Source organism: Isoptericola sp. NPDC056605 (assembly GCF_042792795.1).
Taxonomy (GTDB): domain Bacteria; phylum Actinomycetota; class Actinomycetes; order Actinomycetales; family Cellulomonadaceae; genus Isoptericola.
Genome location: NZ_JBHTVT010000001.1, coordinates 193,858 through 219,822, shown reverse-complemented (window position 1 = coordinate 219,822; position 25,965 = coordinate 193,858). Strand labels below are relative to the sequence as shown.

At 75.7% G+C, this 25,965-nt stretch carries 24 protein-coding genes; 10 read left to right on the top strand and 14 right to left on the bottom strand.

Annotated elements, in window-relative coordinates; genetic code table 11:
* Positions 1 to 2: 2 nt before the first annotated feature.
* Positions 3 to 602 (bottom strand): GNAT family N-acetyltransferase, encoded by a 600-nt coding sequence (locus ACFQ8Y_RS00910; protein ID WP_430564694.1) that lies wholly within the window; start codon positions 600 to 602, stop codon positions 3 to 5.
* Positions 603 to 662: 60 nt separating this feature from the next.
* Between ACFQ8Y_RS00910 and ACFQ8Y_RS00905 the strand changes: the two genes are divergently transcribed.
* Positions 663 to 1,100 (top strand): YybH family protein, encoded by a 438-nt coding sequence (locus ACFQ8Y_RS00905; RefSeq protein ID WP_430549161.1) that lies wholly within the window; start codon positions 663 to 665, stop codon positions 1,098 to 1,100.
* Positions 1,101 to 1,104: 4 nt separating this feature from the next.
* Here the strand turns inward: ACFQ8Y_RS00905 and ACFQ8Y_RS00900 are convergent, their stop codons facing one another.
* The 3 genes from ACFQ8Y_RS00900 to ACFQ8Y_RS00890 all read right to left on the bottom strand — a co-directional run bounded on the left by ACFQ8Y_RS00900 (position 1,105) and on the right by ACFQ8Y_RS00890 (position 3,861).
* Positions 1,105 to 2,625: a hypothetical protein gene (locus ACFQ8Y_RS00900; protein ID WP_430584299.1), complete on the bottom strand. Its 1,521-nt coding sequence runs from the start codon at positions 2,623 to 2,625 to the stop codon at positions 1,105 to 1,107.
* A complete protein-coding gene (locus ACFQ8Y_RS00895) occupies positions 2,622 to 3,224 on the bottom strand; it encodes a SigE family RNA polymerase sigma factor (RefSeq protein WP_430564692.1) in 603 nt (200 codons plus the stop codon). Before ACFQ8Y_RS00895 ends, ACFQ8Y_RS00900 begins: the two co-directional genes overlap by 4 nt.
* A gap of 85 nt (positions 3,225 to 3,309) precedes the next feature.
* Positions 3,310 to 3,861: a GNAT family N-acetyltransferase gene (locus tag ACFQ8Y_RS00890; RefSeq protein WP_430584298.1), complete on the bottom strand. Its 552-nt coding sequence runs from the start codon at positions 3,859 to 3,861 to the stop codon at positions 3,310 to 3,312.
* Positions 3,862 to 3,955: 94 nt separating this feature from the next.
* Between ACFQ8Y_RS00890 and ACFQ8Y_RS00885 the strand changes: the two genes are divergently transcribed.
* Positions 3,956 to 5,101, top strand: a complete 1,146-nt coding sequence (locus tag ACFQ8Y_RS00885; protein WP_430584297.1) for a GNAT family N-acetyltransferase — start codon at positions 3,956 to 3,958, stop codon at positions 5,099 to 5,101.
* A 15-nt stretch (positions 5,102 to 5,116) separates the two neighbouring features.
* On the opposite strand, the gene ACFQ8Y_RS00880 is transcribed toward ACFQ8Y_RS00885, so the two are convergent.
* From ACFQ8Y_RS00880 to ACFQ8Y_RS00870, 3 genes are read right to left on the bottom strand one after another with little or no spacing between them, the layout of a single operon-like run.
* A complete protein-coding gene (locus ACFQ8Y_RS00880) occupies positions 5,117 to 5,779 on the bottom strand; it encodes an MBL fold metallo-hydrolase (protein WP_430584296.1) in 663 nt (220 codons plus the stop codon).
* A 48-nt stretch (positions 5,780 to 5,827) separates the two neighbouring features.
* Positions 5,828 to 6,730, bottom strand: a complete 903-nt coding sequence (locus ACFQ8Y_RS00875) for an alpha/beta fold hydrolase (protein ID WP_430549155.1) — start codon at positions 6,728 to 6,730, stop codon at positions 5,828 to 5,830.
* A gap of 45 nt (positions 6,731 to 6,775) precedes the next feature.
* Entirely contained in the window at positions 6,776 to 7,738 is a 963-nt protein-coding gene (locus ACFQ8Y_RS00870; protein WP_430584295.1) for an endonuclease/exonuclease/phosphatase family protein, read from the bottom strand.
* A gap of 164 nt (positions 7,739 to 7,902) precedes the next feature.
* On the opposite strand from ACFQ8Y_RS00870, the gene ACFQ8Y_RS00865 reads away from it, so the two are divergent.
* The 3 genes from ACFQ8Y_RS00865 to ACFQ8Y_RS00855 all read left to right on the top strand — a co-directional run bounded on the left by ACFQ8Y_RS00865 (position 7,903) and on the right by ACFQ8Y_RS00855 (position 11,412).
* Complete coding sequence (locus tag ACFQ8Y_RS00865) at positions 7,903 to 8,451, top strand: hemerythrin domain-containing protein (RefSeq protein WP_430584294.1); 549 nt, start codon at positions 7,903 to 7,905, stop codon at positions 8,449 to 8,451.
* Between the two features lie 85 nt (positions 8,452 to 8,536).
* Complete coding sequence (locus ACFQ8Y_RS00860; RefSeq protein WP_430584293.1) at positions 8,537 to 8,929, top strand: DUF3817 domain-containing protein; 393 nt, start codon at positions 8,537 to 8,539, stop codon at positions 8,927 to 8,929.
* 155 nt (positions 8,930 to 9,084) lie between these two features.
* Entirely contained in the window at positions 9,085 to 11,412 is a 2,328-nt protein-coding gene (locus ACFQ8Y_RS00855) for a bifunctional metallophosphatase/5'-nucleotidase (RefSeq protein ID WP_430584292.1), read from the top strand.
* 84 nt (positions 11,413 to 11,496) lie between these two features.
* On the opposite strand, the gene ACFQ8Y_RS00850 is transcribed toward ACFQ8Y_RS00855, so the two are convergent.
* The 3 genes from ACFQ8Y_RS00850 to ACFQ8Y_RS00840 all read right to left on the bottom strand — a co-directional run bounded on the left by ACFQ8Y_RS00850 (position 11,497) and on the right by ACFQ8Y_RS00840 (position 15,364).
* The gene (locus ACFQ8Y_RS00850; RefSeq protein ID WP_430584291.1) at positions 11,497 to 13,800 is read right to left on the bottom strand and encodes a hypothetical protein; all 2,304 of its coding nucleotides are present in this window, start codon (positions 13,798 to 13,800) and stop codon (positions 11,497 to 11,499) included.
* Between the two features lie 162 nt (positions 13,801 to 13,962).
* Entirely contained in the window at positions 13,963 to 14,904 is a 942-nt protein-coding gene (locus tag ACFQ8Y_RS00845) for a hypothetical protein (RefSeq protein WP_430584290.1), read from the bottom strand.
* 1 nt (position 14,905) lies between these two features.
* Complete coding sequence (locus ACFQ8Y_RS00840; protein ID WP_430549148.1) at positions 14,906 to 15,364, bottom strand: Lrp/AsnC family transcriptional regulator; 459 nt, start codon at positions 15,362 to 15,364, stop codon at positions 14,906 to 14,908.
* Positions 15,365 to 15,501: 137 nt separating this feature from the next.
* On the opposite strand from ACFQ8Y_RS00840, the gene ddaH reads away from it, so the two are divergent.
* The 4 genes from ddaH to ACFQ8Y_RS00820 all read left to right on the top strand — a co-directional run bounded on the left by ddaH (position 15,502) and on the right by ACFQ8Y_RS00820 (position 20,841).
* A complete protein-coding gene (ddaH, locus tag ACFQ8Y_RS00835) occupies positions 15,502 to 16,446 on the top strand; it encodes a dimethylargininase (RefSeq protein ID WP_430584289.1) in 945 nt (314 codons plus the stop codon).
* Positions 16,443 to 17,633 carry an ornithine cyclodeaminase gene (locus tag ACFQ8Y_RS00830; RefSeq protein ID WP_430549146.1) on the top strand — a complete coding sequence of 397 codons (1,191 nt, stop codon included), beginning with the start codon at positions 16,443 to 16,445 and terminating at the stop codon, positions 17,631 to 17,633. The genes ddaH and ACFQ8Y_RS00830 overlap by 4 nt, the downstream gene beginning before the upstream one ends.
* A 202-nt stretch (positions 17,634 to 17,835) precedes the next feature.
* Positions 17,836 to 19,110: a hypothetical protein gene (locus ACFQ8Y_RS00825; protein WP_430584288.1), complete on the top strand. Its 1,275-nt coding sequence runs from the start codon at positions 17,836 to 17,838 to the stop codon at positions 19,108 to 19,110.
* Between the two features lie 249 nt (positions 19,111 to 19,359).
* The gene (locus ACFQ8Y_RS00820) at positions 19,360 to 20,841 is read left to right on the top strand and encodes a zf-HC2 domain-containing protein (RefSeq protein WP_430584287.1); all 1,482 of its coding nucleotides are present in this window, start codon (positions 19,360 to 19,362) and stop codon (positions 20,839 to 20,841) included.
* A gap of 101 nt (positions 20,842 to 20,942) precedes the next feature.
* Here the strand turns inward: ACFQ8Y_RS00820 and ACFQ8Y_RS00815 are convergent, their stop codons facing one another.
* From ACFQ8Y_RS00815 to ACFQ8Y_RS00800, 4 genes are all read right to left on the bottom strand, one after another.
* Positions 20,943 to 22,568: a M20/M25/M40 family metallo-hydrolase gene (locus tag ACFQ8Y_RS00815; protein ID WP_430584286.1), complete on the bottom strand. Its 1,626-nt coding sequence runs from the start codon at positions 22,566 to 22,568 to the stop codon at positions 20,943 to 20,945.
* Positions 22,569 to 22,691: 123 nt separating this feature from the next.
* Positions 22,692 to 23,969 carry a 23S rRNA (uracil(747)-C(5))-methyltransferase RlmC gene (gene rlmC, locus ACFQ8Y_RS00810; protein WP_430584285.1) on the bottom strand — a complete coding sequence of 426 codons (1,278 nt, stop codon included), beginning with the start codon at positions 23,967 to 23,969 and terminating at the stop codon, positions 22,692 to 22,694.
* 34 nt (positions 23,970 to 24,003) lie between these two features.
* Entirely contained in the window at positions 24,004 to 24,426 is a 423-nt protein-coding gene (locus ACFQ8Y_RS00805) for a VOC family protein (protein ID WP_430584284.1), read from the bottom strand.
* Entirely contained in the window at positions 24,423 to 25,052 is a 630-nt protein-coding gene (locus tag ACFQ8Y_RS00800) for a DinB family protein (protein WP_430549140.1), read from the bottom strand. Before ACFQ8Y_RS00800 ends, ACFQ8Y_RS00805 begins: the two co-directional genes overlap by 4 nt.
* A gap of 157 nt (positions 25,053 to 25,209) precedes the next feature.
* On the opposite strand from ACFQ8Y_RS00800, the gene ACFQ8Y_RS00795 reads away from it, so the two are divergent.
* Entirely contained in the window at positions 25,210 to 25,857 is a 648-nt protein-coding gene (locus ACFQ8Y_RS00795; protein ID WP_430584283.1) for a heme oxygenase (biliverdin-producing), read from the top strand.
* Positions 25,858 to 25,965 lie beyond the last annotated feature (108 nt).

Genomic DNA, 25,965 nt, shown 5'->3' with positions numbered 1-25,965 from the left:
GCTCAGAGGTCGACGCGCATCACCGCGCGCCGCGGCGTCGGGCGGCTGACCTCGCGGAACCCGGCGGCCTCGAACACCGACGCCACCCCCACGAACAGCGTGCCCGTGTCGTCCGCGCGACCCGGCTCGACCACCATGGGATAGCCCTCCACGGCGCGCGCCCCGCGGGAGCGCGCATGCTCCACCGCAGCGGTCGTGAGCGCCGCGCTGATCCCGCGGCGGCGGTACCCGGCCCGGGTGACGAAGCAGACCACGGCCCACACGCCGTCGTCGTCCTTGTCCTCGTCGCGGCCGGACCACGGCACGCGCGCGGTGCGCAGCCGGGCGTACGCGGTGCGGGGCTCGACGGCGCACCAGCCGGCCGGCTCGCCGTCCAGCCAGGCGACGAGGCCGCTCGTCGTGGCGGCGCCGGGCTCCCCGCAGCGGGTGTCCCGGCGCAGCTCCTCGGCGCGCTCCTCGCGCGTCGTCTCCAGCCACCGCGAGCCGGGCGTCTGGTACCACCGGCACTGGCAGCGTGCCCCCTCGCCGCGCGGGCCGAGCACGGTCTGCAGGTCGTCCCACGACGCCTCGTTCGCCGGGCGGACCACGATGTCGGACGTCATCGCCCCATCGTGCCCCGCCCGGCCCTACCGAGCGCGGGCGGACCGAGGTTCAATGCGGCCATGACGGCGGGCACGGGCGACCGCGAGGACTTCCTCGACTGGTTCCGCACGACGTGGCGGGCGGCGGAGTCGGCGCTGCACGACGGCGACGCCCGCCCCCGCGACCGCACCTGGTCCCGCCGCCCGCCGGTGACCCTCTTCGGCGCCTGGATGGAGGCCGACGGCCCCGAGGAGGTACGGGAGGTGTTCGCGCGGCTGGCCGCGTCGTTCTCGGACGTGGCGTCCGCCGAGGTCGACCTCGTCGCCGCCGACGTCGGCGGCGACCTGGCCTACACGGTGCACCGGGAGGTCACGTCGACGTCGGTCGACGGCCGCCCGCGCGACTACGTGCTGCGGGTGACCCAGGTCTACCGCCGGGAGGCCGCCGGCTGGAAGGTGGTGCACCGGCACGCCGACGGCGGGCCGACGCGCGAGGCGCGACGACCCGCCGAGGGGTGAGGGCTCAGCTCCCGGCGACCCGGAGCGACCGCACGATGCTGCCGAACCGCTCCCGCGAGTCCGCGCCGCGGGGGCCGCTGTACGACAGCACCACCGTGTCGTCGCCGGTGCGCAGCTCCACCGTCCCCAGGAAGCGGGGCGTCCCGTCCGTCGTGACGTCGTCGCCCTGCTGGATCACGGCGCCGCCGTCCGCTCCCGGCACGTCGTGCCGGAACCCGTACGACGGCTCCTCCTCGACGGCCGCCGGCGCGCGCGTGCCGACGGAGAGGGTCTCCGCGCCGCCCTCGGAGCCCCAGCCGGCGCCGTCGGGGGTCTCGGCCGGGGCCCATCCGCGCGGCAGGTCGAGGCGGACGTCGCCCCGCTCCACTGTGTGCCAGCCGTCGGGGACGGCCGTCGTCGGGAGCTGCGGCAGGTCGTCCGGACCGGGCACCTGGGCCCCGGCGGCGAACCCGAGCGTGCCCAGCAGCCGGCGGGCCAGCTCGCGCCCGTCCGGGGTGGCGGGCGCCTCGACGGTCACGACGTACCCGCGACCGCCCTCGTGCCGCAGGTACGCGGTGGTGCGGTCCGTGCCGTCCTCGGCCCGCGACCCGACCTGGACCACGTCCGCGCCGTCGAGCGGGAACGTGGACGCCGGGTCGAGCGGCGACGGCGCGATCGAGCCGGGCCACCCCGCGGCTCCGGAGGCCTGGCGGATCGTGAGGCCGGCCGTCCCGTCGGCGCTGGCGGACCGGACGGTCGCGCCGGCGGGGTACGCGTCGGCGACCTCCCGGTCGGCGGCCCAGCCGGGCGGCACCGCGTACCCGAGGCCGACGAACTCCGCGCTCTCCCAGCCCTCCGGGACGCCGGCGGCGTACCCCTCGAGGGGCTGCAGGGCGGCGGCCGCCCCCTCCGGGGCCGGCAGGGAGCCGGGGTCCTCGTCCACCGACACCGAGCCCACCAGGTCGGCGAACACCTCGTCGGCCTCGGCGCCGTCCACCCAGACCAGGCTCACCTGCACCACGTCGCCCGACTCCAGGGTCACCTGGAGCCGCCCGACGAAGTCCTGGTCGGACGACGGGTCGTCACCGTGGTCCTCGGTGACGTACCGGGCCGACTCCGCGCCCGGGACCCTGACGTCCGTCGGCGTGAGCCCCGAGCCCGGCGGCACGAGCGGCATGCCCGCGGACTGCTCCACCTGCACGAAGTCCCCGCCCTCGTCGGCCGGGCCCTGCTCCCAGACGCCGTCGACGCTCGGCTCGAGCCCGGGCGGCACGGCGAGCCGCACGCCGCCGACGGCGACGGGCGTCCAGCCCGCCGGCACGTCCTGGGACGCCGGGCTCACGACGTCGTCCGGCGACGTGCCCTGCCACACGCCCGCGACGGCGCCCGCGGCGGCGAGCGCACCGACGCCGGTCAGCGCGGCGCGCCGGGCCCGCACCCGGCGGACGGCGCGGCGGCCCATCGCCGCACCGTCGAGCGCGGCGACTGGCTCGACCCGGTCGGCCGCGTGCCGGAGCTCGGTCACGAAATCGTCCTGGAGGGTCATCGGACCGTCCCCTTCCTCGTCGGTGCCGGTGTGTTGTCGTGGGTGCCGTCGGCGGCCAGCAGCTCGCGCAGCCTCGCCAGGCCGCGGGACCCGCTCGACTTCACCGAGCCGGTCGAGATCCCCAGCTCGTCCGCGGTCTGCGCCTCCGAGCGGTCGAGCAGGTGGCGCAGGACGACGACGCGCCGCTGCGCCTCGGGGAGCTGCCGCAGCGCGCGGACGAGGCGGTCGCGGTCGACCACCGTCCGGGTCGCGTCCGGCACGGGCGCGGGGCGCAGGTCGGCGGGGTCGGAGAGCACGTCGTGGCGGGTGCGTCGCCACCCGTCGATGCGGGCCGTGGCGATCACGCGGCGCGCGTACGCGAAGGGGTCGCCGTCCTCGATCCGCCCCCAGGCCCGGTAGGTCCGTTCCAGCGCGAGCTGGACCAGGTCGCCCGCGCGGTGCTCGTCCCCGCACAGGAGGTACGCGATCCGGGAGAGCGCGGGGGTGCTGGCCGCGGCGAACGCCGTGAAGCGGTCCGCCGGGGTCTCGCCCGCCGCCACGACCCGGAACGGTTCGGCCCTCGTCTCGGCGACGAGCGGCACGGCGCCGTCGGCTGTCATGGGTGCTGCCTGTCTCGTGTGTTCACGGGACATAGACGCCGACGGCGCGACAAAGGTTGTCGGGCGTCGCCGCCCGGAGGCGGCGTCAGGTCGTGCGGTCACCCTGGAGGACGCCGTAGACGAGCGTGTCCGTCCACTCGCCCTTGGACCACCAGTCCTGCCGCAGGTGCCCCTCGCGCCGCATCCCGACGCGCTCGCACAGCCGGGCGGACGGCTCGTTGCGGGCGTCGAGCTGCGCGACGACGCGGTGCATGCGGTAGAAGCCGAACGCCAGGTCGAGGACGGCACGCACGGCCTCGGTCGCGTAGCCCTGGCCGGTGTGGTCGGGGTGGAAGACCCAGCCGATCTCGCCGCGGGAGACGGTGTCGCCCGTCGTCCACAGGGCGACGTCGCCGACGACCTGGCCGTCGTGCTCGACGACGAGCGCGAGGGCGGAGCCGGGCTCGTCGATGCTCGTGCGGGCGAGCCGCTTCGCGAGCTGCGCCTCGCCGACGTCGGGCGTCCACGGCTCCTCGAGCAGGTAGCGCGCCACCTCGGGGTCGGCGTAGTAGGCGAGCAGGGGCTCGAGGTCCTCCGCGCGGTGCGCGCGCAGGACCAGTCGGCCCGTGGTCACCGGCAGCGGGGTCTCGGTCGTCACGGTCAGGCACCCTACGCGCCGGGGCGGGCGAACCGCGACGTCGGCCCCCGAAAAGCACGTGACGCGGACCCCCGCCGCGGCGCACCGTGGAGGCATGAGCACCCCCGCGCCCGCACCGGCGTGGCGCCTGGTCGAACCGCCCCGCGCCGACGGCCTCGACGTCGCCGACGCCTGGGCGTACCACGGCGTCGCAGCGCTCGAGCGGGCCGTGGGGCTGGCCGACCTGGGGCACGACGACCTTGCGCCCAGGGCCGTCGACCTGCTGGTCGGCGACCGCCACCAGGAGCACGCGCGGTGCCACCGGCTCGTGGCCGTGGACGGCGAGGCGACGCCTGGCGTGCCGCGCGTCGTCGGGCACGGCGAGCTCGTCCTGCCCGTCTCCGACAACCGCCACCTCGCCGTCGTGCGCATCGCGGTGCTGCCCTCCCATCGCGGGCGGGGGATCGGGTCGGCGATCGCGGACCGCTTGCGTCGCGTCGCGCTCACCGAGTGCCGCACCACCCTGTTCGCGGAGGTCGAGCTCGCCGTCGAGCCGCCCGCCGACGCCCCGGACGCGCTCGCGCCCCGGGAGGGACCGGGGCACGTCTCCGCCGACCTGCCGGGCATGCGGTTCGCCCGCCGGGCAGGCCTGGGCCTGGAGATCGTGGCGCGCCGCTCCGTCCTCGACGTCCCGCTGCCGGGCGACGTCGTGGACCGGTTCGCCGCCGACGCCGCCGACCGGGCCGGGGACGCCTACCGCCTGCACACCTGGCAGGACCCGGCGCCGGAGCGGTGGGTGGACCAGCTCGCGGCGCTGGAGCACAGCCTGTCCGAGGACGAGCCGAACGGCGGTCTCGCGCTCGAGGCCGAACGGTGGGACGGCGCGCGCATCCGCCTGGAGGAGACGAAGCGGGCCGAGAGCGGCCGGACCGGCCTCGTCACCGTCGTCGAGCACGTCGCCACCGGCACGCTGGCGGGGATGACGCTGCTCGTCGGGGACGACGACCGCCCCGAGCTCACCGAGCAGGACAGCACGGTGGTGCTGCCCGGGCACCGCGGCCACCGCCTCGGGATGCTCCTCAAGGCGGTGAACCTGCGCGAGCACACGCGCCTGCGCCCCGCCGCGCGCCGCATCTCCACGTGGAACAACGAGACGAACGCCCCGATGCTGGCGATCAACGTGGCCCTGGGGTTCCGGCCCGCGGGCGGGTCGGCGGAGCTGCAGGCGCCGCTCGCCGACGTCGTGCCCCTCAGCCGCTGACGGCGGACGCGGAGGTCACGCCGTGCGGACCTCCAGCGGCTCGCCGGGGGCGAGCCGCCGGTACCCGTCGCCGCCGAGCCCGCCCGCGACGCGGTCGACCAGCGCCAGGCCGGCGTCGTTGAGGATCGCGTCGTGGATCGGCACGGCGACGCGCGGCGACACCTGGCGCACGTAGTCGACCGCCTCCGCGAGCTTGAGCCACGGCGCCGCGACGGGCAGCGCCAGCACGTCGACCCGCACCCCGCCGGGGGCGGGCGTGAACGAGTCGCCGGGGTGCAGCACGGCGCCGTCGACGAGGTAGGCCACGTTGGCCGGCGGCGGCAGATCCGGGTGGATGGCCGCGTGCACCTGGCCGAGGGCCTGCACGGCGAACCCGGCCGCGTCGAACGACGCGCCGCCGTCCACCGCGTGCAGCCGCGCGGCGGGGGCGCCCGCCCCGGTCAGCAGCTCGACGACCGGCGCCGGGGCCCACAGCTCCGGGCCGCCTTCGGGGGCCAGCGCGGCCGCCACGCGGGGGACGTCGACGTGGTCAGGGTGCTCGTGCGTGACGAGCACGGCGTCGGCGCCGTCGAGGATGCGCGGGTCGGTGAACGTGCCGGGGTCGATGACGAGGACGTGGTCGTCGCGCTCCAGGCGGACGCCGGCGTGGCCCCAGGTGGTGAGGATGAGGGAGGACATGCCGCCATCCTGGCCCTCATCCCCGGGCAGGCGCTCGCCGGTCGGCCCTCAGGCGGGGGCCGAGGTGTGGGCGAGGAGCGCCGGGAGGAGCACGTCCCACGACGACGGCGGCGCGACCTGGTGGCCGACGCCGTCGAGCACCAGCAGCCGTGCGCCGGGGATCTCCGCGGCCAGCGCCGCGCCGTGGCCGGGGAACAGCGGGTCCTCGCTGCCGTGCACGACCAGCGTCGGCACCGTCAGGTCGGCGAGGGTGCCCTCGAACGGGGCCCCGGGCTCCGCGGCGAAGTGGTTGGTCCCTGCGGTCGGGTCGGTGGACCGCTCGACCGCGCGGGCCGCGAGGGCGCGGGTGCGGGCCTCGTCGAAGTCGCCCCGCCCGGTGAGCGCGCGGTCCTCGGCGACGACGGCGGCGACCTGCGCGGCCGTGTCCGCCGGGTCGGGGGAGGGGCCGTCCCACAGGCCGTGCAGCGCGGGGTCGGACGGCGGCAGGGCGGCGTCGTCGGGCCCGGCGAACGCTCGCGTCGTGGACATCAGGGTGGCCGACGCGACGCGGTCGGGGTGCTCGAGCGCCAGCTCCTGCACGATGGCGCCGCCCATCGACAGGCCCACGAGGTGCGCCCGGTCGGCGCCCACGGCGTCGAGCACGCGCAGCGCGTCCTCCGTGACGTCGCGGCCGGTGTAGTCCGGCGCCCCGGGCGGGCAGGTGGTGGAGCGGCCCGTGTCCCGGTGGTCGTACCGGACGACGTGCCGCCCGCCGTCGGCGAGCGCCACGACGAGGTCGGCGGGCCACCAGTCCATCGACGACCCGACGCCGCCGACCAGCAGGACGGTCGGGTCGGCCGGGTCGCCGACGGCCTGGAAGCACAGCCGCGCCGTGCCGTCGGTGAAGCGTTCCGGACCGAGGGCGTCGCCGTCCGCGGGCCCGACGGGCGAGGCATCGGAAGGTCGCGTCATGCAGGAGGGACGGCGCGGCGCGGCCGGACTCATCGCTCCACGGCGTCACGGCAGGCGCAGCAGCGCCTGCACCGGGGTGTGGTCGCTGGGCCAGCGGCCGTCCTGCGTCCACGTGTTGATGGTCGCGGCGAGCACCTCGGTGCCGCCGGTGGCGAGCACCCAGTCGATGCGGTCGTTGCCCGGGACCGGCTCGCCGTAGTTGGGGAACGTGCCGACGTCGGGGGTGAGCCGGCGGTCGGCGGCCACCCACGTGTCGAGCAGGCCGCCGTCGGTGACGAGCACGTCGTAGGGCGCGGACCGCCCGGCGGGCGCGTTGCAGTCGGCGGTGAAGACGACGGGCAGCCCGAGCTCCGCGACGAGGTCGCGCACCACCTCGGCGCTGCGCACGCGGGCGTTCTCGGACTGGTGGTCGAAGTGCGAGTTCACGTGCACGAGCTCGGAGCCGGTGCGCTCGTCGCGGAACCTGGCCCAGGTGACGATGCGGGTCACCGAGTTGCCCCACGTGGCGGAGCCGATGACGTCCGGCGTGTCCGACAGCCAGAACTGGTCCCACCACAGCAGCGTGAGGCGGCGCGCGTCGTAGAAGATCGCCGAGTACTCGCCGTCCGCGCCGCCGGACCGGCCGTAGCCCACGGTGCGGTAGTGCTTGCCCAGCCCCTGCTCGACGGCGACGAGCTGCTGGAACTCCGCCTCCTGCACCCCGAGGATCGTGGGTTGCTCGAGGGCGAGGAACGCGGTGACGAGCGGGGCACGGTCCGGCCAGTGGTCGGGCTCGCCGGGCTGGGTGGCGTCCTCGCGGTCCAGGCGGATGTTGAAGCTCATCGCGTGCAGCGTCGACCCCTTGGCCGGGCCGATCAGCGCGCCCCTGGCCGGTCGTGCGGCGGTCGTGGCGGCGGCGCCCGGCGCGGCCAGGGCGCCGGCGACGCCGAGCGCGCCGAGCGCGCCGGCGGCGGTGAGCGCGCCGCGACGGGTGATGCCGGCCGGGGCGGCGGAGCTGCGGTGGTCCATGTCGTCTCCAGGGGTCGGGATCGGTCGTTGCCCGACCATCCCATCGGCCGCACGTGGCCGCCCGGCGGACGCCAGGTGGACGGCGGGCGACGGCGCCGTGACCAGGGCCTCGACCGCCGCGCGGCGCGTCCTCGGCGGCCCGCTCCGACTAGGCTCGGCGCATCGTGACCGACCCGCACCGAGAGACCACCGCCCCACCCACCGATCCTTCCGATCCCACCGCCCGCCTCGTGGCGTGGGGGCAGGAGCTGCTCGCCGTCCACGCCCGCCTCCGCGACGCCCTGGAGGTCGCGCGGGAGGCCGTCGACACCGCCGACGGCGCCGCGCCCACCCCGACCGGCGGAGCCGACCCCCGCCGCCTGATCGGCCTCTACTGCCACGGGTTCTGCCAGGCGCTGGAGGGTCACCACCGCGGCGAGGACGGCAGCGTCTTCACCGCGCTCCTCCAGCTGCGCCCGGACCTCGCGGGCGTCGTCGCCGAGCTGCAGCAGGACCACCGCGTCCTCGACCACCTGCTCGGGGCGCTGTCCCACGCGGTCGACGCCGGCGCGGACGCAGCCACCCTCGACCGGCACCTCGACGGCATCGACGCCGTCATGGAGACGCACTTCCGGTACGAGGAGAAGCGGCTGGTCGACGCGCTCGACGAGCCCGCGCTCGCGGTCGCGCTGACCGGCACCGACCGGCGCGCCGCCCTGGGTCCGCTCGCCTGACCCGACGGACTGTCACCTCCCCGCGACGGCGGTGCGCCGACGTCGTGCAGACTGGCCCGACCGCCCGCGTCCCGAGAGGTCCCTCATGCCTGCCGCGTCCCTGTCGCCCGCCCGCCAGCCCCTGTCCCGCACCGGCCGTGTGTACGCGGTGATCGCCGTGATCGAGGCGTTCACCTGGGCGGGCCTGCTGGTCGGCATGTTCCTCAAGTACGTCACGGAGACGACGGAGGCGGGCGTCTGGCTGTTCGGCCGGCTGCACGGGGCGGCCTTCGTGGCGTACGTGGTGATCGCGCTGGTCGCGGCGGTGAAGCTCCGCTGGGGCTGGTTCCGCACGCTGGTGGCGCTCGCGGCCGCCGTCCCGCCCCTGACGACGCTGCTCGCCGAGTGGTGGCTGCGCCGCACGGGGCACCTGAGCGACCCGGCCGCCCGCCTGTCCGCGGCACCGGAGCCCGAGCCCGAGCCGATCTCGGCGAGGTAGTCCCGCACCCGCCGAGGTAGTCCGGCACCCGCCGAGGTAGTCCCCGAGCCGCGTGGAAGGTGCCGTTCTTCCCCGGTTCTCGCGGTCGTCATGCCGCTGTCGCACGGCCCCGCTACGGTGACGCCCACCACAGTCACTGTCACCGGGAGCGTCCCATGACCTCTGCTCGGCCCACCCTCCGCCGGCGGACCGCCGGCGTCGCGTGCGTGTCCCTCGCCTTCGCGGGGATCGCCACCACCGGCGCCGTGTCCGCCAGCGCCGACCCGATCGTCGACGTCCAGATCCTCGCCACCAACGACTTCCACGGCCGCATCCAGGCGAACGGCACCGAGGCCGGCGCCGCGGTGCTGGCCGGCGCGGTGCAGCAGCTGCGCGCCGAGAACCCGAACACCGTCTTCGCGGCGGCGGGCGACCTCATCGGCGCCTCGACGTTCGAGTCCTTCATCCAGCACGACAAGCCCACGATCGACGCCCTCAACGCCGCGGGCCTCGACGTGTCGGCGGTCGGCAACCACGAGCTCGACCAGGGTTACGACGACCTCGTGAACCGGGTGATGGCGCCCTACGACGCCGAGACCAACCCGTACGGCGGCGCCGAGTGGCAGTACGTGGCCGCGAACCTCAAGGTGAAGGCGACCGGCGACGACGCCGTCCCGGCCACGTGGATCAAGGACTTCGGCGACGTGCAGGTCGGCTTCGTCGGCGCCGTCACGGAGGAGCTGCCCGCCCTCGTCAGCCCGGCCGGCATCGCGGACCTCGACGTGCGAGGCATCGTCGACTCGGTGAACGAGGAGGCCGACGCGCTCAAGGCCGAGGGCGCCGACCTCGTCGTCATGCTGGTGCACGAGGGCGCTGAGTCCACGGACTGCGCCGCGATGCCGACGGCGGACAACGCGTTCGCGAGCATCGTCAACGACGTGAGCCCCGAGGTGGACGCCATCGTCTCCGGGCACACGCACCTCGCGTACGACTGCAAGTTCCCGGTCGACGCGTGGTCCGGCGAGGCCGTGACGGAGCGCCCGGTCGTCTCCGCGGGCCAGTACGGCTACAACCTCAACCAGCTCACGTACTCGGTGGACGCGGCGACCGGCGAGCCGGTCGGCGTCGAGACCGGGATCCTGCCGCTCGCCGGCGCCTACCCGGCGGACCCCGACGTCGCGACGATCGTCGCCGACGCGGTCAAGGAGGCCGACGTGCTCGGCGCGGAGCCGCTGGGCGAGATCGGCGGGGCGTTCAACCGCGCCAAGCTGTCCTCGGGAGCGGAGAACCGCGGCGGCGAGTCCACGCTCGGCAACCTGGTCGCCGAGGTGCAGCGCTGGGCCACCGAGGCCCCCGAGTCGGGCGAGGCGCAGATCGCGTTCATGAACCCGGGCGGCCTCCGCGCTGACATGGTGGGCTCCGGCACGGACGCCTTCCCGCGCACGCTCACGTACAAGCAGGCCGCGGCCGTGCAGCCGTTCGCCAACACGCTCGTCAACATGGACCTCACGGGCGAGCAGCTCAAGGCCGTCCTCGAGCAGCAGTGGCAGCGCGACGCCGACGGCAACGTGCCGTCGCGGCCGTTCCTGCGGCTCGGCGTCTCGGAGGGCTTCACCTACACGTTCGACGCGAACCGTGAGGAGGGTGACCGCGTCACCGGCATGTGGCTGGACGGCGATCCGATCGACCCGGCCGCGTCGTACTCCGTCACGGTGAACTCGTTCCTCGCGTCGGGCGGCGACAACTTCCGCGCCTTCGCGGACGGCGCGAACGCCCGCGACACGGGCAAGGCCGACCTCGCGGCGTTCGTCGACTACATGGCGACGCACGCCGCCGGCGAGCCGCTCGCCGTCGACCCGAGCCAGCGCGCCGTCGGCGTCTCGTTCCCGGCCGACGCCCCGGAGGCGTACGAGCCCGGCGCGACCGTCGCCTTCGACGTCTCGTCCTGGTCGATGTCCGCCCCCGGCGACGTGACCGACCCCGAGCTCACGGTGTCCCTCGGCGACACCGAGCTCGGCACCGCCGCCGTCACCACCGCGGCCGGCACGGCGCCGGACGACACGATCGGCACCGCCTCGGTCGCCGTCGAGCTCCCGGCGGACGCCCCGGCCGGTGCCACCGCCCTCACCCTCACGGGCGCGGCGACGGGCACCGAGGTGACGGTGCCGATCGAGGTGACCGAGCCCGCGAAGGCCACCCCGACCCTCACGGTCGACGCGCCGAAGACGGTCGTCGCGTGGCTCCAGCCCGCGCGCCTCGACGTGTCGGTCGAGACGCCGGACGGCACGCCGACGGGCAAGGTCACCGCGTGGGTCAAGGGCAAGAAGGTCGACACCGACGCCCTGAACAAGAAGGGCGACGCCCGCCTCTGGGCGGGGCCGTTCCAGTCCGGAACCGTCGAGGTGGAGCTGCGCTACTCCGGCGACGACGCCACCGAGGCGGCCACGACGACCACCACCATCCGGGTGAAGAGCCTGTGGGAGGTCATCTTCGGCGCATGGTGACAGACCAGCGCTGACGCGACGACGGCCCGGCCCGACGCTCCCCTGAGCGTCGGGCCGGGCCGTCCTTGCGCCGGCGTGCGGACGTCAGGAGCGACGCCGGACGTGCAGCGCCGTGGCGGCCACGGCCGCCAGCAGGCCGAGGGCGAGCAGGATCCCGCCGCCGAGCGCGGCACCCCCGGCGGGGCTGGACTCCATCTCGGACCTCATCGTGCCGGTGCCGTCCGCGAGCTCGGTCGTCCCCGCGGCGAGTGTGGCCGCCCCGTCCGCGAGTTCGGTGCTGCCCTCCGAGAGTTGCGTCGCGCCCGTGGCGAGGCGCCCCGCCCCGTCCGCGAGGTCGGCCGAGCCGTCCGCCAGCGTCCCCGCACCCTTGTCGAGGTCCTGCGCGCCGGTGTCGATCTTGCGGATGCCGACCGCCGCGTCGTCCGCGCCGTCCGCCAGCTTGCCGAGACCCGTCTCGAGCTCGCCCGCCCCGCTCTGCGCGTCGCCGAGCTTGGTCGTCAGGCGAGCTGCTCCGGAGGAGACCCGTGCCGAGCCGTCCACCAGATCCGGCAGCTTGCCGGCCAGCTCGGCCGCACCGTCATTCGCGCGGACGGTGCCGGCAGCGACCTCGGCGGCTCCGTCGGCGAGCGTGGGGAGCCCGCTGGCGAGCGCGGCTGCGCCGTTGTCGGCGCTGACCGTGCCGGCGGCGACCTCGGCGGCTCCGTCGGCGAGCGTGGGGAGCTTGCCGGCGAGCTCAGCTGCACCGTCGCTCAGCTCGGCGGTCTTGCCCGCCAACGTCGTCACGCCTGAGTCGAGATCCGACGATCCCTGGGCGAGCGCCGTCGCGCCCTCACGAGCCGAGGCGGCGCCTGCCTGGAGCTCCGAACCGCCTGCAAGGAGATCGCCGATCCCGTCCCGGACCCGCGCAGCCCCTGCGTCCACCTGCTTCGCGCCGGCGTTGAGACGGACGGCGGCGTCGGCGAGCTGTCCAGCGCCGGACGCGATCGACTCCGTGCCGTTCGCCACGGAGGCTGCGCCGGTCTGCACGGCCGTCGACCCTGCGACGAGGCCCTCTTCTCCGTCGAACCCACCGGCGAGCTGCGCCGCACCGTCGCGCGCGCCGCGGACACCACCTGCGACCTGGGCGGCGCCGGCCGACAGGCCCTTGGCTTTCTCCGTCAGGGCCGTCAACTTCGCGGTGAGCTCGGGGTCCTCGGTCGAGGCGGCGAGGTCGGCGAGCGCGCTCGCAAGGTCCGAGCTGCCGCCAGCGACCTGTCCGGCACCCGCGTCGACGGACTTGAGCCCCGTGGCGAGCGAACGACTCGCGTCGGCGGCCTTGGCGACTCCCTGGGCCAGGGCCTCGGACCCTCCGGCGAGTGATGAGGCGCCGTCTGCGGCCTGCCGAGCCCCGTCCTTCAGTGCCCCCGTGGGCCCGACGAGGGCGGTCGTGCCCTCGAAAACCTGGGAGGCGCCGCTCGCCACGCTCTTGGCCCCCGTGCCGAGCTCGCCGCCCGACGTCACGAGCTTGTCGATTCCCGCGGACAGCTGGCCGACACCGGACGAGAGGTTGGAGGCGCCCGAGGCGAGGGCGCTCGAGCCGGTGGCAAGCCTCGTGCTTCCCGCGGCGATCAGTTCCGACCCGCCTGCGAGAGCGTTCGCGCCGTCCGCCGCCTTGGCGTTTCCGGCGGCGACCTGGGCTGCGCCGTCGACCAGCTGGGGGAGCTTGCCGGAGAGCTCGGACGCGCCGTCCGCCGCCTTGGCGTTTCCGGCGGCGACCTGGGCTGCGCCGTCGACGAGTTGGGGGAGCTTGCCGGAGAGCTCGGACGCGCCGTCCGCCGCCTTGGCGTTTCCGGCGGCGACCTGGGCTGCGCCATCGACCAGCTGGGGGAGCTTGCCGGAGAGCTCGGACGCGCCGTCGGAGGCCCGGACGCTGCCCGCGGCGACCTTCGCCGCGCCGTCGCTGAGCTCGGAGCCACCGGCCGTGAGCAGCACGGTGCCGTCGTGCAGCTTCTGGATCCCGGCGAACGCCTCGACGGTGCCGGGCTGCAGCTTGGTCACGAGGCCCTCGCGCAGCTCGGCGGTGCCGTCGGCGAGGCGCGTGGTGCCCGCCGTGAGGTCGCCGGTGCCGTCGACGAGTCGGGCGGTGCCGTCGGACAGCTCGCCGGCCCCGTCGGACAGCTCGCCGGCGCCGTCGGCGAGCTGCGTGCTGCCGTCGGACAACCGGCCGGCTCCGTCGTGCACCTGGACGGCACCCGCGTCCAGGCGGGTGGCGCCGTCGGCGACCTTGCCGTTCAGCAGGACGAGCACCACGAGCGCGAGGAGTGCTGCGATCGCGAGGGCGGTGACGGCCGCGGCGGCCGAGACGGCCGGTCCGCGTGATCGTCGTGGCACGGGGGTGGTCGGGTTCATCGGGGCCTCACTCCGGTCCGCGTCGTCGGCGACGCAGGCGTCCGCACGGCTCGTGGCCGCGGCCCGTCGTCGTCGACGGGTCTGGAGGGACCTTACTGATGCACCCTCAATAAGGGGAGCCCGTGCGCAGATTTCACCCGCTCGGGGTGCGCGACGCCGCGGTCAGCCCCAGCCGCAGGCGTCGTGCACCAGGTCGTAGATGGCGGCGCGCTGCTGGTCGGTCATCGGCACGTAGATCACCGGCTGCGGCGCGCCGTCGACCTCGGCGTGCACGGGCAGGAACGTGCCGCGCTTGTCCTCGGCCACGACGTGCGGGTCGCAGCGTGCGGGCACGACGTCGAGCACGACCCGGCCGTCCGCCTGGCCGGCCAGGTCGTCGCCCGTCCAGGCGGTGCCCGCGGCGGGGGAGAGCAGCGTGGTGCCGGAGATCTCCACCAGCCGCACCTCGGGGCCGCCCGCCACGGGCTCGACGGCGAGGGTGATGCGGCCGCCGGGCGCGTCGCCGTCGGGCGTCGGCACGGTCGCCGTGCGCACGTCGGTGACGCGCAGGGTGACGCCCGTGGCGACGAGGCGCTCGGCGCACACCTCCGCGTGCACGGCGGCGAGGCGGGCCAGCGGGTCGGTGACCTCCACCTCGACGGCGGTCCCCGCGCCCGCGCCGTCCACGCCGGGCGACGACCCGCCCGCCGCAACGCGGACGGTCGCCGTCGCGACCGGCGTCGTCTGCGCGTCCGCGCCCGACAGGGCCGCAGGCGGCTCGGCGTCGCAGTCGACCTCTCCGAGCCGCAGCCGCAGGTCGCGGCCGGCGCCGGGCGCGAGGGTGCGCGCACGGACCGCACCGTCCGCGCTGCTCGGGCCGTAGCCGGGCGCGTCGAGGGAGCCGCCGAGCAGCGTCACCGTGCTGTCGGAACCGTTGACGACGTGCACCTTGGCCCGGTGGTCGGCGTACTGCGTGCGGTCCTGCCGCAGCTCGGCGCTCAGGCCCTGCGCGACGCCGCTCGGCAGCGGCGCGACGTCGTCACCCGGGGAGGTGCAGGCCGTCGCCACGACGGCGAGGCCGACGGCGAGGCCCACGGCGAGCGTGACGGCGCGACGGGCGCGCACGTCACGCCCCCTCCGCCGAGGAGGAGCGCGCGGGGCGGTCGATGACGCGCGTCATGACCAGGGACGTGCGCGTCTTGTCCACACGGGCGCTGGCGCGGATGGCCTCCACGGTGCGCTCCACGTCGGCCATGTTCCCGGCCATGATCTGCACCATCGCGTCGGCCTCGCCGGTCACGGTGTCGACCCGCACGATCTCGGGGATGGTCGCCAGGTCGCGGCGCAGGGTGGCGGGGGAGACGTTGCCCCGGCAGAACAGCTCCACGTACGCCTCGACGCCCCAGCCGAGCTCCTCCGGCGCGACCCGCACCGTGAACCCGGTGATCTCGCCGCGCGCGAGCATGACGTCCACCCGCCGCTTCACCGCCGGCGCGGACAGCCCCACGTCGGCGCCGATGTCGGCGTAGGTCGCGCGGCCGTCGCGCAGCAGGTGCCCGACGATCCTGCGGTTCAGGACGTCCATACCGTCTCCACGCGCGTCTCCATGCCGCCACCATGCCCGATTTCTTCCACCGTCGCGCACGATCCGTCGGTTCGGGTCCCGGGACGCGCAACGGATCGCGGGTCCGGCGCAACGTCGGCGGCCCTAGCGTCCCGGTCATGACGGCTCTCACCACGCCGACGACGACGTCGGCCACGGTTCCCCAGCCCGCGAGGCTCGAGCGCACGCCGGAGCGCACGGCCACCCCGCGCCGCTTCCTCATGTGCCCGCCCACCTACTTCGACGTGGTCTACGAGATCAACCCGTGGATGGACCTGGGAGTGCCGGTCGACACCGGCCGCGCCCTCGCGCAGTGGGAGCGCCTGCGCGCCACCTACGAGGCCCACGGCCACCGTGTCGAGGTGATCGACCCGGTGCCCGGCCTGCCCGACATGGTGTACGCCGCGAACGGCGGCGTCGTGCTCGGCGGCCGCGCCCTGGCGGCGCGGTTCACCTACCCGGAGCGGCGGCCCGAGGGCGTCGCCTACGAGCGGTGGTTCGCCGCCGTGGGCGACGGCGTCGTCAGCCTCGGTCAGGCGGCCGAGCAGAACGAGGGCGAGGGCGACCTGCTGCTCGCCGGCGACGTCATGCTGGCGGGCACCGGCTTCCGCACCTCCCGCGCCGCGCACGCCGAGGTCGCCGCGCTGCTCGGCATCGAGGTCGTGACCCTCGAGCTCGTGGACCCGCGCTACTACCACCTCGACACGGCGCTCACGGTGCTCGACGGCGGCCCGTCGCCGGTCGTCGCGTACCTGCCGGAGGCCTTCAGCCCCGCGTCGCAGGCCGTGCTCGCGGAGCGCTACCCCGACGCGATCCTCGCCACCCCCGAGGACGCCGCGGTGCTCGGCCTCAACGCCGTCTCCGACGGGCGGCACGTGTTCCTCAGCGACCGCGCCACCGGGATGCACGCCCGGCTGCGCGAGCGCGGCTTCGAGCCCGTCGGCATCGACCTGTCCGAGCTGCTCAAGGGCGGCGGCTCCGTGAAGTGCTGCACCCTCGAGCTCCGCCCCGCGCCCACGACCGGCACGACCGACGTCCCGACCAGCAAGGAGGCCCACGCATGACGACGGTCCCGTTCCTCGACGTCGCGTCCATGGCGCGCTGGGTGGCGCACCGCGGCCCGGAGGCCGTCATCGGGCGCCTCGTGGACGCCCTGGAGGTCGACTTCGCCCGCTGGCCCGACCTCGACAAGCGGCCGCGGATCGCGTCGCACTCGCGCGACGGCGTCATCGAGCTCATGCCGACGTCCGACGACGCCACGTACGGCTTCAAGTTCGTCAACGGCCACCCCCGCAACCCGGCGCGCGGCTTCCAGACGGTCACGGCGTTCGGCGTCCTCGCCGACGTGCGCAACGGCTATCCCACGTTCCTGGCCGAGATGACGCTGCTCACGGCGCTGCGGACGGCGGCGACGTCGGCCCTCGCCGCCCGCTACCTGGCGCGCGCCGGCTCGCGCACGCTCGCGCTGATCGGCGCGGGCTCGCAGTCGGAGTTCCAGGCGCTCGGCATGCGGGCCGCGCTCGGCGTCACGCACCTGCGCGTCTGGGACACCGACCCGGGTGCGCAGGCCAAGCTCGCCCGGCACGCGCGCGCCCTCGGCTTCGAGGTGCACGAGGCGTCCAGCGGCGAGGACGCCGTCGCCGGCGCCGACGTCATCACCACCTGCACGGCGGACAAGACGAACGCGACGGTGCTCACCCACGACATGGTCACGCGCCTCGCCCACCCGGGCGTGCACGTCAACGCGATCGGCGGCGACTGCCCCGGCAAGACCGAGCTCGACCCCGCGATCCTGCGGGACGCCGAGGTGTTCGTCGAGTACGAGCCGCAGACCCGTATCGAGGGCGAGATCCAGCAGACGCCGGACCTCGTCGTCACCGAGCTGTGGGAGGTCGTGGCCGGGCGGCGCGACGGGCGCCGTGGCGCCCCCGCCACCGCGGGGCCGGGCGAGGCGTTCGCGCGGCACGCGGGCGACCGGCGCACCGCGGACGACACCACCGTGACGGTCTTCGACTCCGTCGGGTTCGCCGTCGAGGACTGGGCCGCGCTGCGGTTCGTGCGCGACGACGTCCCCGCCGCCCTGCTCCAGCACCTGGACCTCGTCGCCGAGCCGCAGGACCCGAAGGACCTGTACTCCCTGGTGCTCGCCGCCCAGGAGGACGACCGCGCCGACGCCCGCCGCGCGCTGGACCGGCTCATGGGGCTCGCCGGGCGCGGGCACGTCGAGGCGCTCGCGACCGCGCGGTCCTGACCGTCGCCCACCCGACTCCGGCTCCGGCCGTGACCTCCCGCTCCCCGGGGGAGGCCACGGCCGGGGCCGGCCTCTCGTCCGCCGTCCCGCCCCCTGAGACGTGGCTGGACGGGGACTTGCCGAAACCCTGGTGCGCGCTGCCATCATGAGCCCCGCGAGCGTGCCGTCGGCGCGCCGCTGGAGACCCAGAGACGGGGGCACCGTGACCGAGACGGGCGGTGACGACGCGCCGGCGCGCGCGGGCTATGTCGACGACGCGATCCGCCGGATGCGGGTGGCCGCCGCGGCCGCGGGCCGTGGGGGAGCGCCCGGCGCGGCCGGGACCGCGGACCCCGAGGTGCTGCGCACCGCCCTCCTGACGCTCCCGCCCGACGACCAGCGGCTGCTGTGGGCCACGCACGTGCAGCGGCAGGAGCCGTCCGCCGTCGCCGCCGCGCTCGGCACCCACCCTCGCGCGGCGGCCCGGCTCGTGCCGCAGGCCGAGCAGGCCCTCGCCGTGGCGCTCGTCGCCGCGCACACGCAGGGCTGCCCGCCGGGCTGCGCCGGCACGCGGCCGGCGCTGCTCGACCTCGACCAGGGGCGCTCCCTGGCCGGCCGGGAGACGGGGGTCGAGGACCATCTCCTCGACTGCGCCGCCTGCCTGCGCGCGTTCGTCGACGTGCGTGAGCCCGCCTGGGCGCTGCGGGACGCCGGGCCTCGGCTGCTCGCGGGCGGTTGGCGCCCGCCCGCGGTCGCGACGGCCTCCGAGGTGCCGACCGGCACCGCGTCCGGCTCCGCGTCCGACACCGGGTCCGGCTCCGCGTCCGACACCGGGTCCGGCACCGCGTCCGACACCGGGTCCGGCTCCGCGTCCGGCACCCTGTCCGCCTCCGCCCCGCGCCCCGCGCGCCGGCAGAGCTGGCTGATCGTCGCGGGCACCGTCGCGTGCGTCGCGGTGGCGGCCGTCGCGATCGCGCTCGGCAGCGGCGACGCGGCGCCGGCAGCCTCCGACCCCGGCTCGTCGCCGGAGGCGACCACCGTGGGGTCGGTGCCTGCCGGTGCCACGTCGCCCGTGGCCTCGCCCTCGTCGGCGCCGCGCGGGGACGAGGGCCCGAGCGCGGGGCCGACGCCGTCCGAGGACCCGTCAGGGACACCGTCGGGCGAGCCCTCGCCGACCGAGTCGTCGGACGACGCCGAGACGTCCGACCCGTCGACGTCGCCCACGTCGTCGCCCGGGCGCGACGACGAGCCGACCTCGTCGTCGACCTCGTCGTCAGGCTCGTCGTCCGGCTCGACGACGACGCCGTCGTCGCCGTCGACGCGGCCCCCGGCGCCGTCGTCACCGACGCCTTCGCCCGCCACCACGTCGACGCCCACGCCGACCGCCACCGCGACACCGACCGACGAACCGACGGACCCGACCGACCCGGACCCGACCGACCCGGACCCGACCGACCCGGACCCGGGCGAGACGCCGCCGACCGAGCCCACGGAATAGCCCACGTCATAGCCCACGGAGCAGCCCGTGGACAGGCCCCGCGAGCGGCCCGCCGCGCCGGTCCGGGACCGGGCCGGGGAGCCGTCCGGCGTCTCGACGGGTGCCGTCGCGGCACACCGCCCCGGGCCCCGGGATTTGCCTTTGCCCCGTGGGCCGCTGCGATCATGGCCCCCGGCGTGCCCGTGCCGCGCGCCGTGAACGGCCCGTGACGACGGGCGCAGACGAGCATCGGCAGGACGGGGGCGTCGCGTGACCGCGATCCACGACGGCGACGCGCCCGCGCGCCGGGGCGCGGTCGACGACGCGATCCGGAAGATGCGTGCCGCGGCCGCCGCGCACGGGCGCGACGACGCTCCGGGGGCCGCCGGCACGGCCGACCCGGCGGTGCTCCGCACGGTGCTCGCGACGCTGCCCCACGACGACCAGCGGCTGCTGTGGGACCGGCACGTCCTGGGCCGCGAGCTCCCGGCGATCGCCACCGAGCTGGGCATGCACGCCCGCGCGGTGCTGCGCCGTCTGCGGCAGGCCGAGGAGCGGCTCGGCGCCGCGTTCGCCGCCGCCCACGCCCGTTCGTGCCCGCCCGGCTGCCTCGACACCCGTCAGTCGCTGCACTCCTACGTGCGCCACCGGCTGTCGCCGCGGCGCCGCACCGTGCTCGAGGCGCACCTCTTCGGCTGCCAGGGCTGCATGCGTGCCTTCATCGACGTGCGCGAGGCCGGCTGGGCCGTGCGCGACGCCGGCCCGCTGCTGCTCGGGGGCATGGCCGCCGGCGCCGCCGCGCCCGTGGTCGTCGGCGCGCTCGGCGCCGGCACGACGGGCCTGGGCGCGATCGCGTGGTCCGGGCCGGTCGGGGCCGCGCTGCTCGCGGCGTGGGAGTGGGTCCGGACGCTCTGGCTGCGGCTGGGCCAGCTCGGCAAGGCCGGGATGATCGGTGCGGGCACGGTGGCGGGGGTCGCGGTCGCGGCCGTCGCGGTGGCCGTGAGCGGTGGGGGCGGGGGGCCCGTCGCCGCGCCGCCCGCGCCCGGCCCGACGTCGTCGGCGGTGGCCCCGGCGCCCGCCCCCGGCGACGCGGCGTCACCCGACGCTCCTCCTGAGCCCGAGCCGAGCGCGACCACCCCGGCCGAGCCGACGCCGTCCGAGGACGCCCCGGCGCCGCCCGCGACCGACGACCCGACGTCGAACCCGACGGCGCCCGGCACCGCTCCGACCACCCCGCCGCCGGTCACGCAGCCCGGCACGACGCCGTCGTCGCCGCTGCCCGGCGACCCGGAGACCAGGCCGACGTCGTCCCCGACACCGCCCGGCTCCTCCGGCCCGCCGCCCCCCTCGCCCAGCCCGTCGCCCACCCCGACCCCGACGTCGTCGCCGTCGGAGGAACCGACGATCCCGGAGGAGCCCGACCCCGAGCTCGTGGTCACCACCGTGACCAGGTCGGTCAGGGCGAGCTGGCACGGGCAACGCTGGTACCGCGTCGTCGCGCCGTCGTCGGCGACCGTCGTCGACGTGCGTGCCGACGACGATCACGTCATGGTGCTCCGCGGGGACGAGGTCGGAGTTCCTCAGCGTCGATGGGGCGAGCCGCGGTCGTACACGATCGAGATCGACGTCGAGGCCCCGGAGGACGTCGACCCCGTGGTGTCGCTCGAGCGGATCTCCGACGGCGCCGACGACGCCGACGACGACGCGGCGGCGCCCAGCGCGACGCCGTCCCCCAGCCCTTCCGCAGGCTGAGCCGCCCCCGGGACAGCGGTCGAGCCTGCCGGGACCGGGGTCCCGACAGGCTCGACCGTGGTTCAGCGCTGCTCAGCGCTGCTCAGCGCTGTTCAGCGAGGTCAGCGCGTGGCGAAGCCGTGCGCCCCGCGGTGGTGACCGCCGCCGTTCCCGTGACCGTGGCCGTGGCCGTGGCCGTTCCCGTGCCCGTTGCCGTGGCCGTTGCCGTGCCCGTGACCCGGCCGACCGGGCTCGACGCCGTTGACGGCCTCGGTGCTCCACGCCAGCTGCTGCGCGGCGTGCCCGATCGCGCGGGACATGATGTCCAGCGCCTCGAGGTTCACGTTCGACAGGTCGTCGCCCGCGGAGTGGTAGTTCTGGTCGAGGGCCTCGCCGGCGACGCCGCCGAAGATGGCGGCCTCCTCCTCCGTCTTGATCGCGTCCGCGCCGGTGAACAGGCCGGAGGCCGGGATGCCGTTGCTGATGAACGCGTCGTAGTCGGAGCGGCCGGAGAACTCCGAGTCCACCCACGCCTGGTCGATGCCGTCGAAGTAGTCCGTGAAGACGGCCTCGGTCGCGACGGAGCCCTCGGGCACCGTGACGGGGGCGGGGAACGTCGACTCGTTCGCGTCGTACACACCGATCGTGTAGTTCGGCGAGCCGACCATGTCGAAGTTGAGGTAGGTCGCGATGTCGTCGAGGGCCTCGGGGTCGTTCGTCACGAGGTCGTCCACGTAGTGCGCGGAGCCCACGAGCCCCAGCTCCTCGGCGCCCCACCACGCGAACCGCACGGCGTTGTTGAGCTTGGCGCTCTTCTTGTTGAGCTGGACGGCGGTCTCCAGGATCGCCGCGGAGCCGGTGCCGTTGTCGTTGATGCCCGGGCCCTCCGGCACGCCGTCGAGGTGGGCGCCCAGCATCACGACGTTGTCGTGCCGGCCGCGCTTCGTCTCGGCGATGACGTTGAACGTCTCGTCGGTGCCGCTCTCGGCCTGCAGGTCGAACGAGACCTGCAGCGCGGGGTCGGCCTCCAGGGCCGCGACGATGGCCGCGCCCTCCGCCTGGGTGACACCGACCGTGGGGGCGTAGCCGTCGTTCGTCTCGCCCAGCGTCCCGTTGAGGGCGCCGTCGGTGTTGTTGTAGATGATGAGCCCGGCGGCGCCGGCCTCGCCGGCGGCGAGCGCCTTCGCACCGAAGGTGCACGACCCGCGCTGGACGACGGCGATCTTGCCCGTCGCGTCGACGCCGGCCCACGAGTCGTCGTGGGGCGCCTCGGGGTCGTCGCTGGCGGGGCAGCCGTCCGCGATCGCGGGCCGCACCGCGGCCGCGGTGACGCCGTCGTCGGGCGTGGACGTCGAGTACGTCATCGCGACCGGGGTGAGGTCGACGCCGGGCACGGTGACGGACAGGTCGAGCACGTCGAAGGTGTCGAACTCGAAGTACTGCCGCTCGGGCTGGTACCCGGCCTTGCGCAGGGTCTTCTCGACGTACCGCGCGGACGCCTCGTAGCCGGGGCTGCCGGCGGCACGGTTGCCGTCGTTGTCGTCCGCGATCTCCTGGAACGCCTCGAGGTGACGGAAGACGCGCTCGCCGGTGACCTTCTTCGACAGGTCGGGGCCCGGCACGTGGGTGCCGTGCCGGCCGGTGGCGACGGCGGGTGCCGCCGTCGCGGTGGGGGTGAGGGACGCCGCGAGGACGAGCCCGGCGAGGGCTGTGGTCGCGACGACCGCGGGGAACTTGCGAACTCTCACGGTCGACCTCCAGATGGGTGACTCGGCGGGGCCCGGGTAGGGGCCCACGACGCACCACGCGACGCTGCGGGGTGCGGTTGGCGCGAGCGTAGGCCTCAGCGCGTGTTCAGGAAACCCCTGGGCTCAGGCGGTGAGGGTCGTCCGTTCGAGCAGCACCAGCACCTCGTAGTGGCTGGTCTGCGGGAACATGTCGAGCAGGCGGGCGCGGGTCGGCCGCAGGGACGGCATGCGCGCGAGGTCCTCGGCGAGGGTCACGGCGTTGCAGCTGGAGTAGAGCACGTGCCCGACGGCGGACTCCTCGAGCCGGCGGGACAGGTCGGCGCCGATGCCGCGCCGCGGCGGGTTGACGACCACCAGCTCGGGGGCGGCGCCGTCGCGCGGGGACCCGAGCACGGACCCGAGCACGGACTCGGTGGCGTCGCCGGCGGCGAAGCGGACGTCGGCCACGGCGTCGGCCCACCACGCGGCGTCGCGCCCGGCGACGACGGCGTCCGCGGGCAGCGCGGCGAGCCCGTCGCGGGTCGCGCCCGCGCTCGCGACGGCCTCCGCGGAGATCTCGATGCCGGTGACGGCCCGCCCGGGGGCGGCGCAGTGCAGCGCGAAGCCGCCGACGCCGCAGTACAGGTCCCACAGGGACGCGGGCGCCACCTCGTCCACCCACGCCCGGGCCTGCGCGTACAGGGCGGCGGCGACCGCGGTGTTGGTCTGGAAGAAGCTCTGCGGGCGCAGGTGCAGGGTGATGCCGTCGGCGCCGACGCGCATCGGCAGCGCCTGCCGCTCGGTGAGCACGACCTCCAGGTCGCCCTCGAGGACGGCGGCGTGCGCGGGCTGCACGTTGACGCTCACCACGGCGACCTGGGGCAGCTCCTCGAGCAGCCAGGGCAGGTGCTTGCGGAGGCGCGCGACGGGCTCCTGGCTGCGCAGCACGAACCGCACCATGAGCTCGCCGTCCGGGGAGAGGGTCACGAGCACGTGCTTGAGCTCGCCCCGCCACGCGGACTCGCGCGGGGTCTCGCGGCGGCGTGCCCCGCGCGACGGCGACGTCGCGTCGTAGGGCTGCAGCCGCGCCCGCGTGATCAGCGCGGCCAGGACGGGGAACGACTCCTGCAGCGCGGGCGGGTACAGGCCGCAGTCGGTGAGGTCGATGCCCTGCCCGGCGAACGGACCCGCCGCCGACCCGAGGATGCCGAGCACCGGCTCCTCGACCGTGCCGCTGACCACCATCTTCGCCTTGTTGCGGAACCCGGACTCCGGGCCCGTGACGGCGGGGAGCCAGTCGACGCGGTCGTCGGCGAGCAGCGCCCGCACGTGCGCCACCTTCTCGTCCACCTGCGTGGGGTACGGCGTCGCAAGAAGGGTGCACGAGTGGCAGCGGCCGGCGTCGAAGTGAGGGCACTGCACCGGCCCATTGTCCCCCGTGAGCGGCGAGGTGCCGTCAGCCCACGAACAGGCAGAACGGGTGCCCGGAGGGATCGGCGTAGACCCGCAGCGGCTCCTCCGGGTCGTCGGACCGGTCGTGCAGCAGCCGCGCGCCGAGCGCGAGGGCGCGCTCGTGCTGGCGGTCCAGCGCGGCGACGTCGGGCACGGTCGCGTCGAGGTGCAGCTGCTGCGGCACGCCGTCCTCGGGCCACGTGCTCGGCGGCAGCGACGGCACCTGCTGGAACGCGAGGGGGACGCCGCCGGGGTGGCGCAGCACGAGCCAGTCCTCGCCGCGCGGGTCGGGCGCGCCGGGCGGCGGCGCCTCGTCGCCGGCCCGGTACGCGAGGCCGAACAGCTCGCGGTAGAACTCCGCGAGCCGCCGCGCGTCGGTGGTGTCGAGCACGACCTGTCGGATCGTCGGGACGTCGTGGTCGGTCATCGTGCCTCCTCGGGGAACCGCTCGGCGATGCCGCGCAGCCGGGTGGTGAACGCGGTGTAGTCGAACCCGTCGGCGAGGTTGTCGTTGTCGGCCCGCATCCCGACGGCGCCGTCGGCCTCCTCCCGCAGGATGTCGGCGTGCCCGGCGTGCCGGCTCAGCTCCGTGGACACGTGCACGAGGATCTGGTGCAGCGTGACGTCGCGGTTCCCCTCGCGCCACCACCAGACGCGCCCGGGAGCGTCCAGCGGCAGGGCGTCGATGGTGGCGTCGGCGAAGTCCCACACCTGCCGGTACAGGCCGAGGATCCGGTCGGCCGGCTCGTCGGCGGTGGCGAAGAACTCCGCCTGGAGGGCCTCCGCGTCCGCGTCGGGGGAGTCGGCCGCGGCCAGCCACGGCGCGTCCTCGGGCCGCGGCCACGGACGGCCGAAGACGTCTCCGAAGTAGCCGATCTCCACCGTGGCCGCGTGCTTGACCAGCCCGAGGAGGTTGGTGCCGGTGGGGGTGCGGGGCATCCGCGCCTCCCGTTCCGACAGTCCCTCCACCTTCCACACGAGCGCCTGACGCGCCTCGCGCAGGTAGCGGTGCAGCACGGCCTTGGCGTCCGGGGGGAGCTCGCTCGTCGTCATCGGCCCAGCCTGCCGGGTGGCACCGACAGCCCGCACGCCCGCGGCGCAAGATCAGGGTAGGCAACCCTTACTCCGACTGTTATGGTGACGCCAGGTCGTGACAACCCGTCATGACCTCAGGTGCCGGACGCCGGCCGACCACGACCCTGGAGGTCCCATGACGGTGCTCGCGGAGATCGCCCCGCTCTCGACCCGGCTGCGCGAGGGGACGCGTGCCGAGCACTCGCAGGCGGAGTCCGAGGGGTTCGTCGAGCGGCTCCTCTCGGGGCGGCTCGACGTCGCCGCGTACGCCGACCTCGCCGCGCAGCAGCTCGCCGTCTACACGGCCCTGGAGCAGGCGAGCGAGCGGATGCGGGCGGACGAGCGCGGCCGCGCCCTGGTCTTCGACGAGCTCACCCGCGTGCCCGCCATCGAGCGCGACCTCGCGCACCTGTACGGCGCCGGGTGGCGCGACGTCGTGCGCGTGCTGCCCGCGACCGAGCGCTACGTCGCGCGGCTGCACGCGGTCGGGGGCGACGTCGCCTGCTACGCGGCGCACGCCTACACGCGCTACCTCGGCGACCTCTCGGGCGGCCAGGTCATCCAGCGGATGATGCAGCGGCACTACGGCATGGGCGCCGCGGGCCTGGAGTTCTACGACTTCCCCGAGATCCGCAAGGCCAAGCCGTTCAAGGACCTGTACCGCGAGCGCCTCGACGGGCTCGAGCTCGACGACACCGAGGTGGACCTCGCCGTCTCCGAGGCGCAGGAGGCGTTCCGGCTCAACCGTGCGATGTTCGTCGAGCTGGGCGTCGCGCACGCCTGACCCGTCCCTGACCGCCCCCGGCCCGGGTGACGCGGATCACCCGGGCCGACGTCTGTCCCAGGCGTGACAACTAAGGTCAGCCTCGCCTAAGTTAGGCATGCCTCAGCA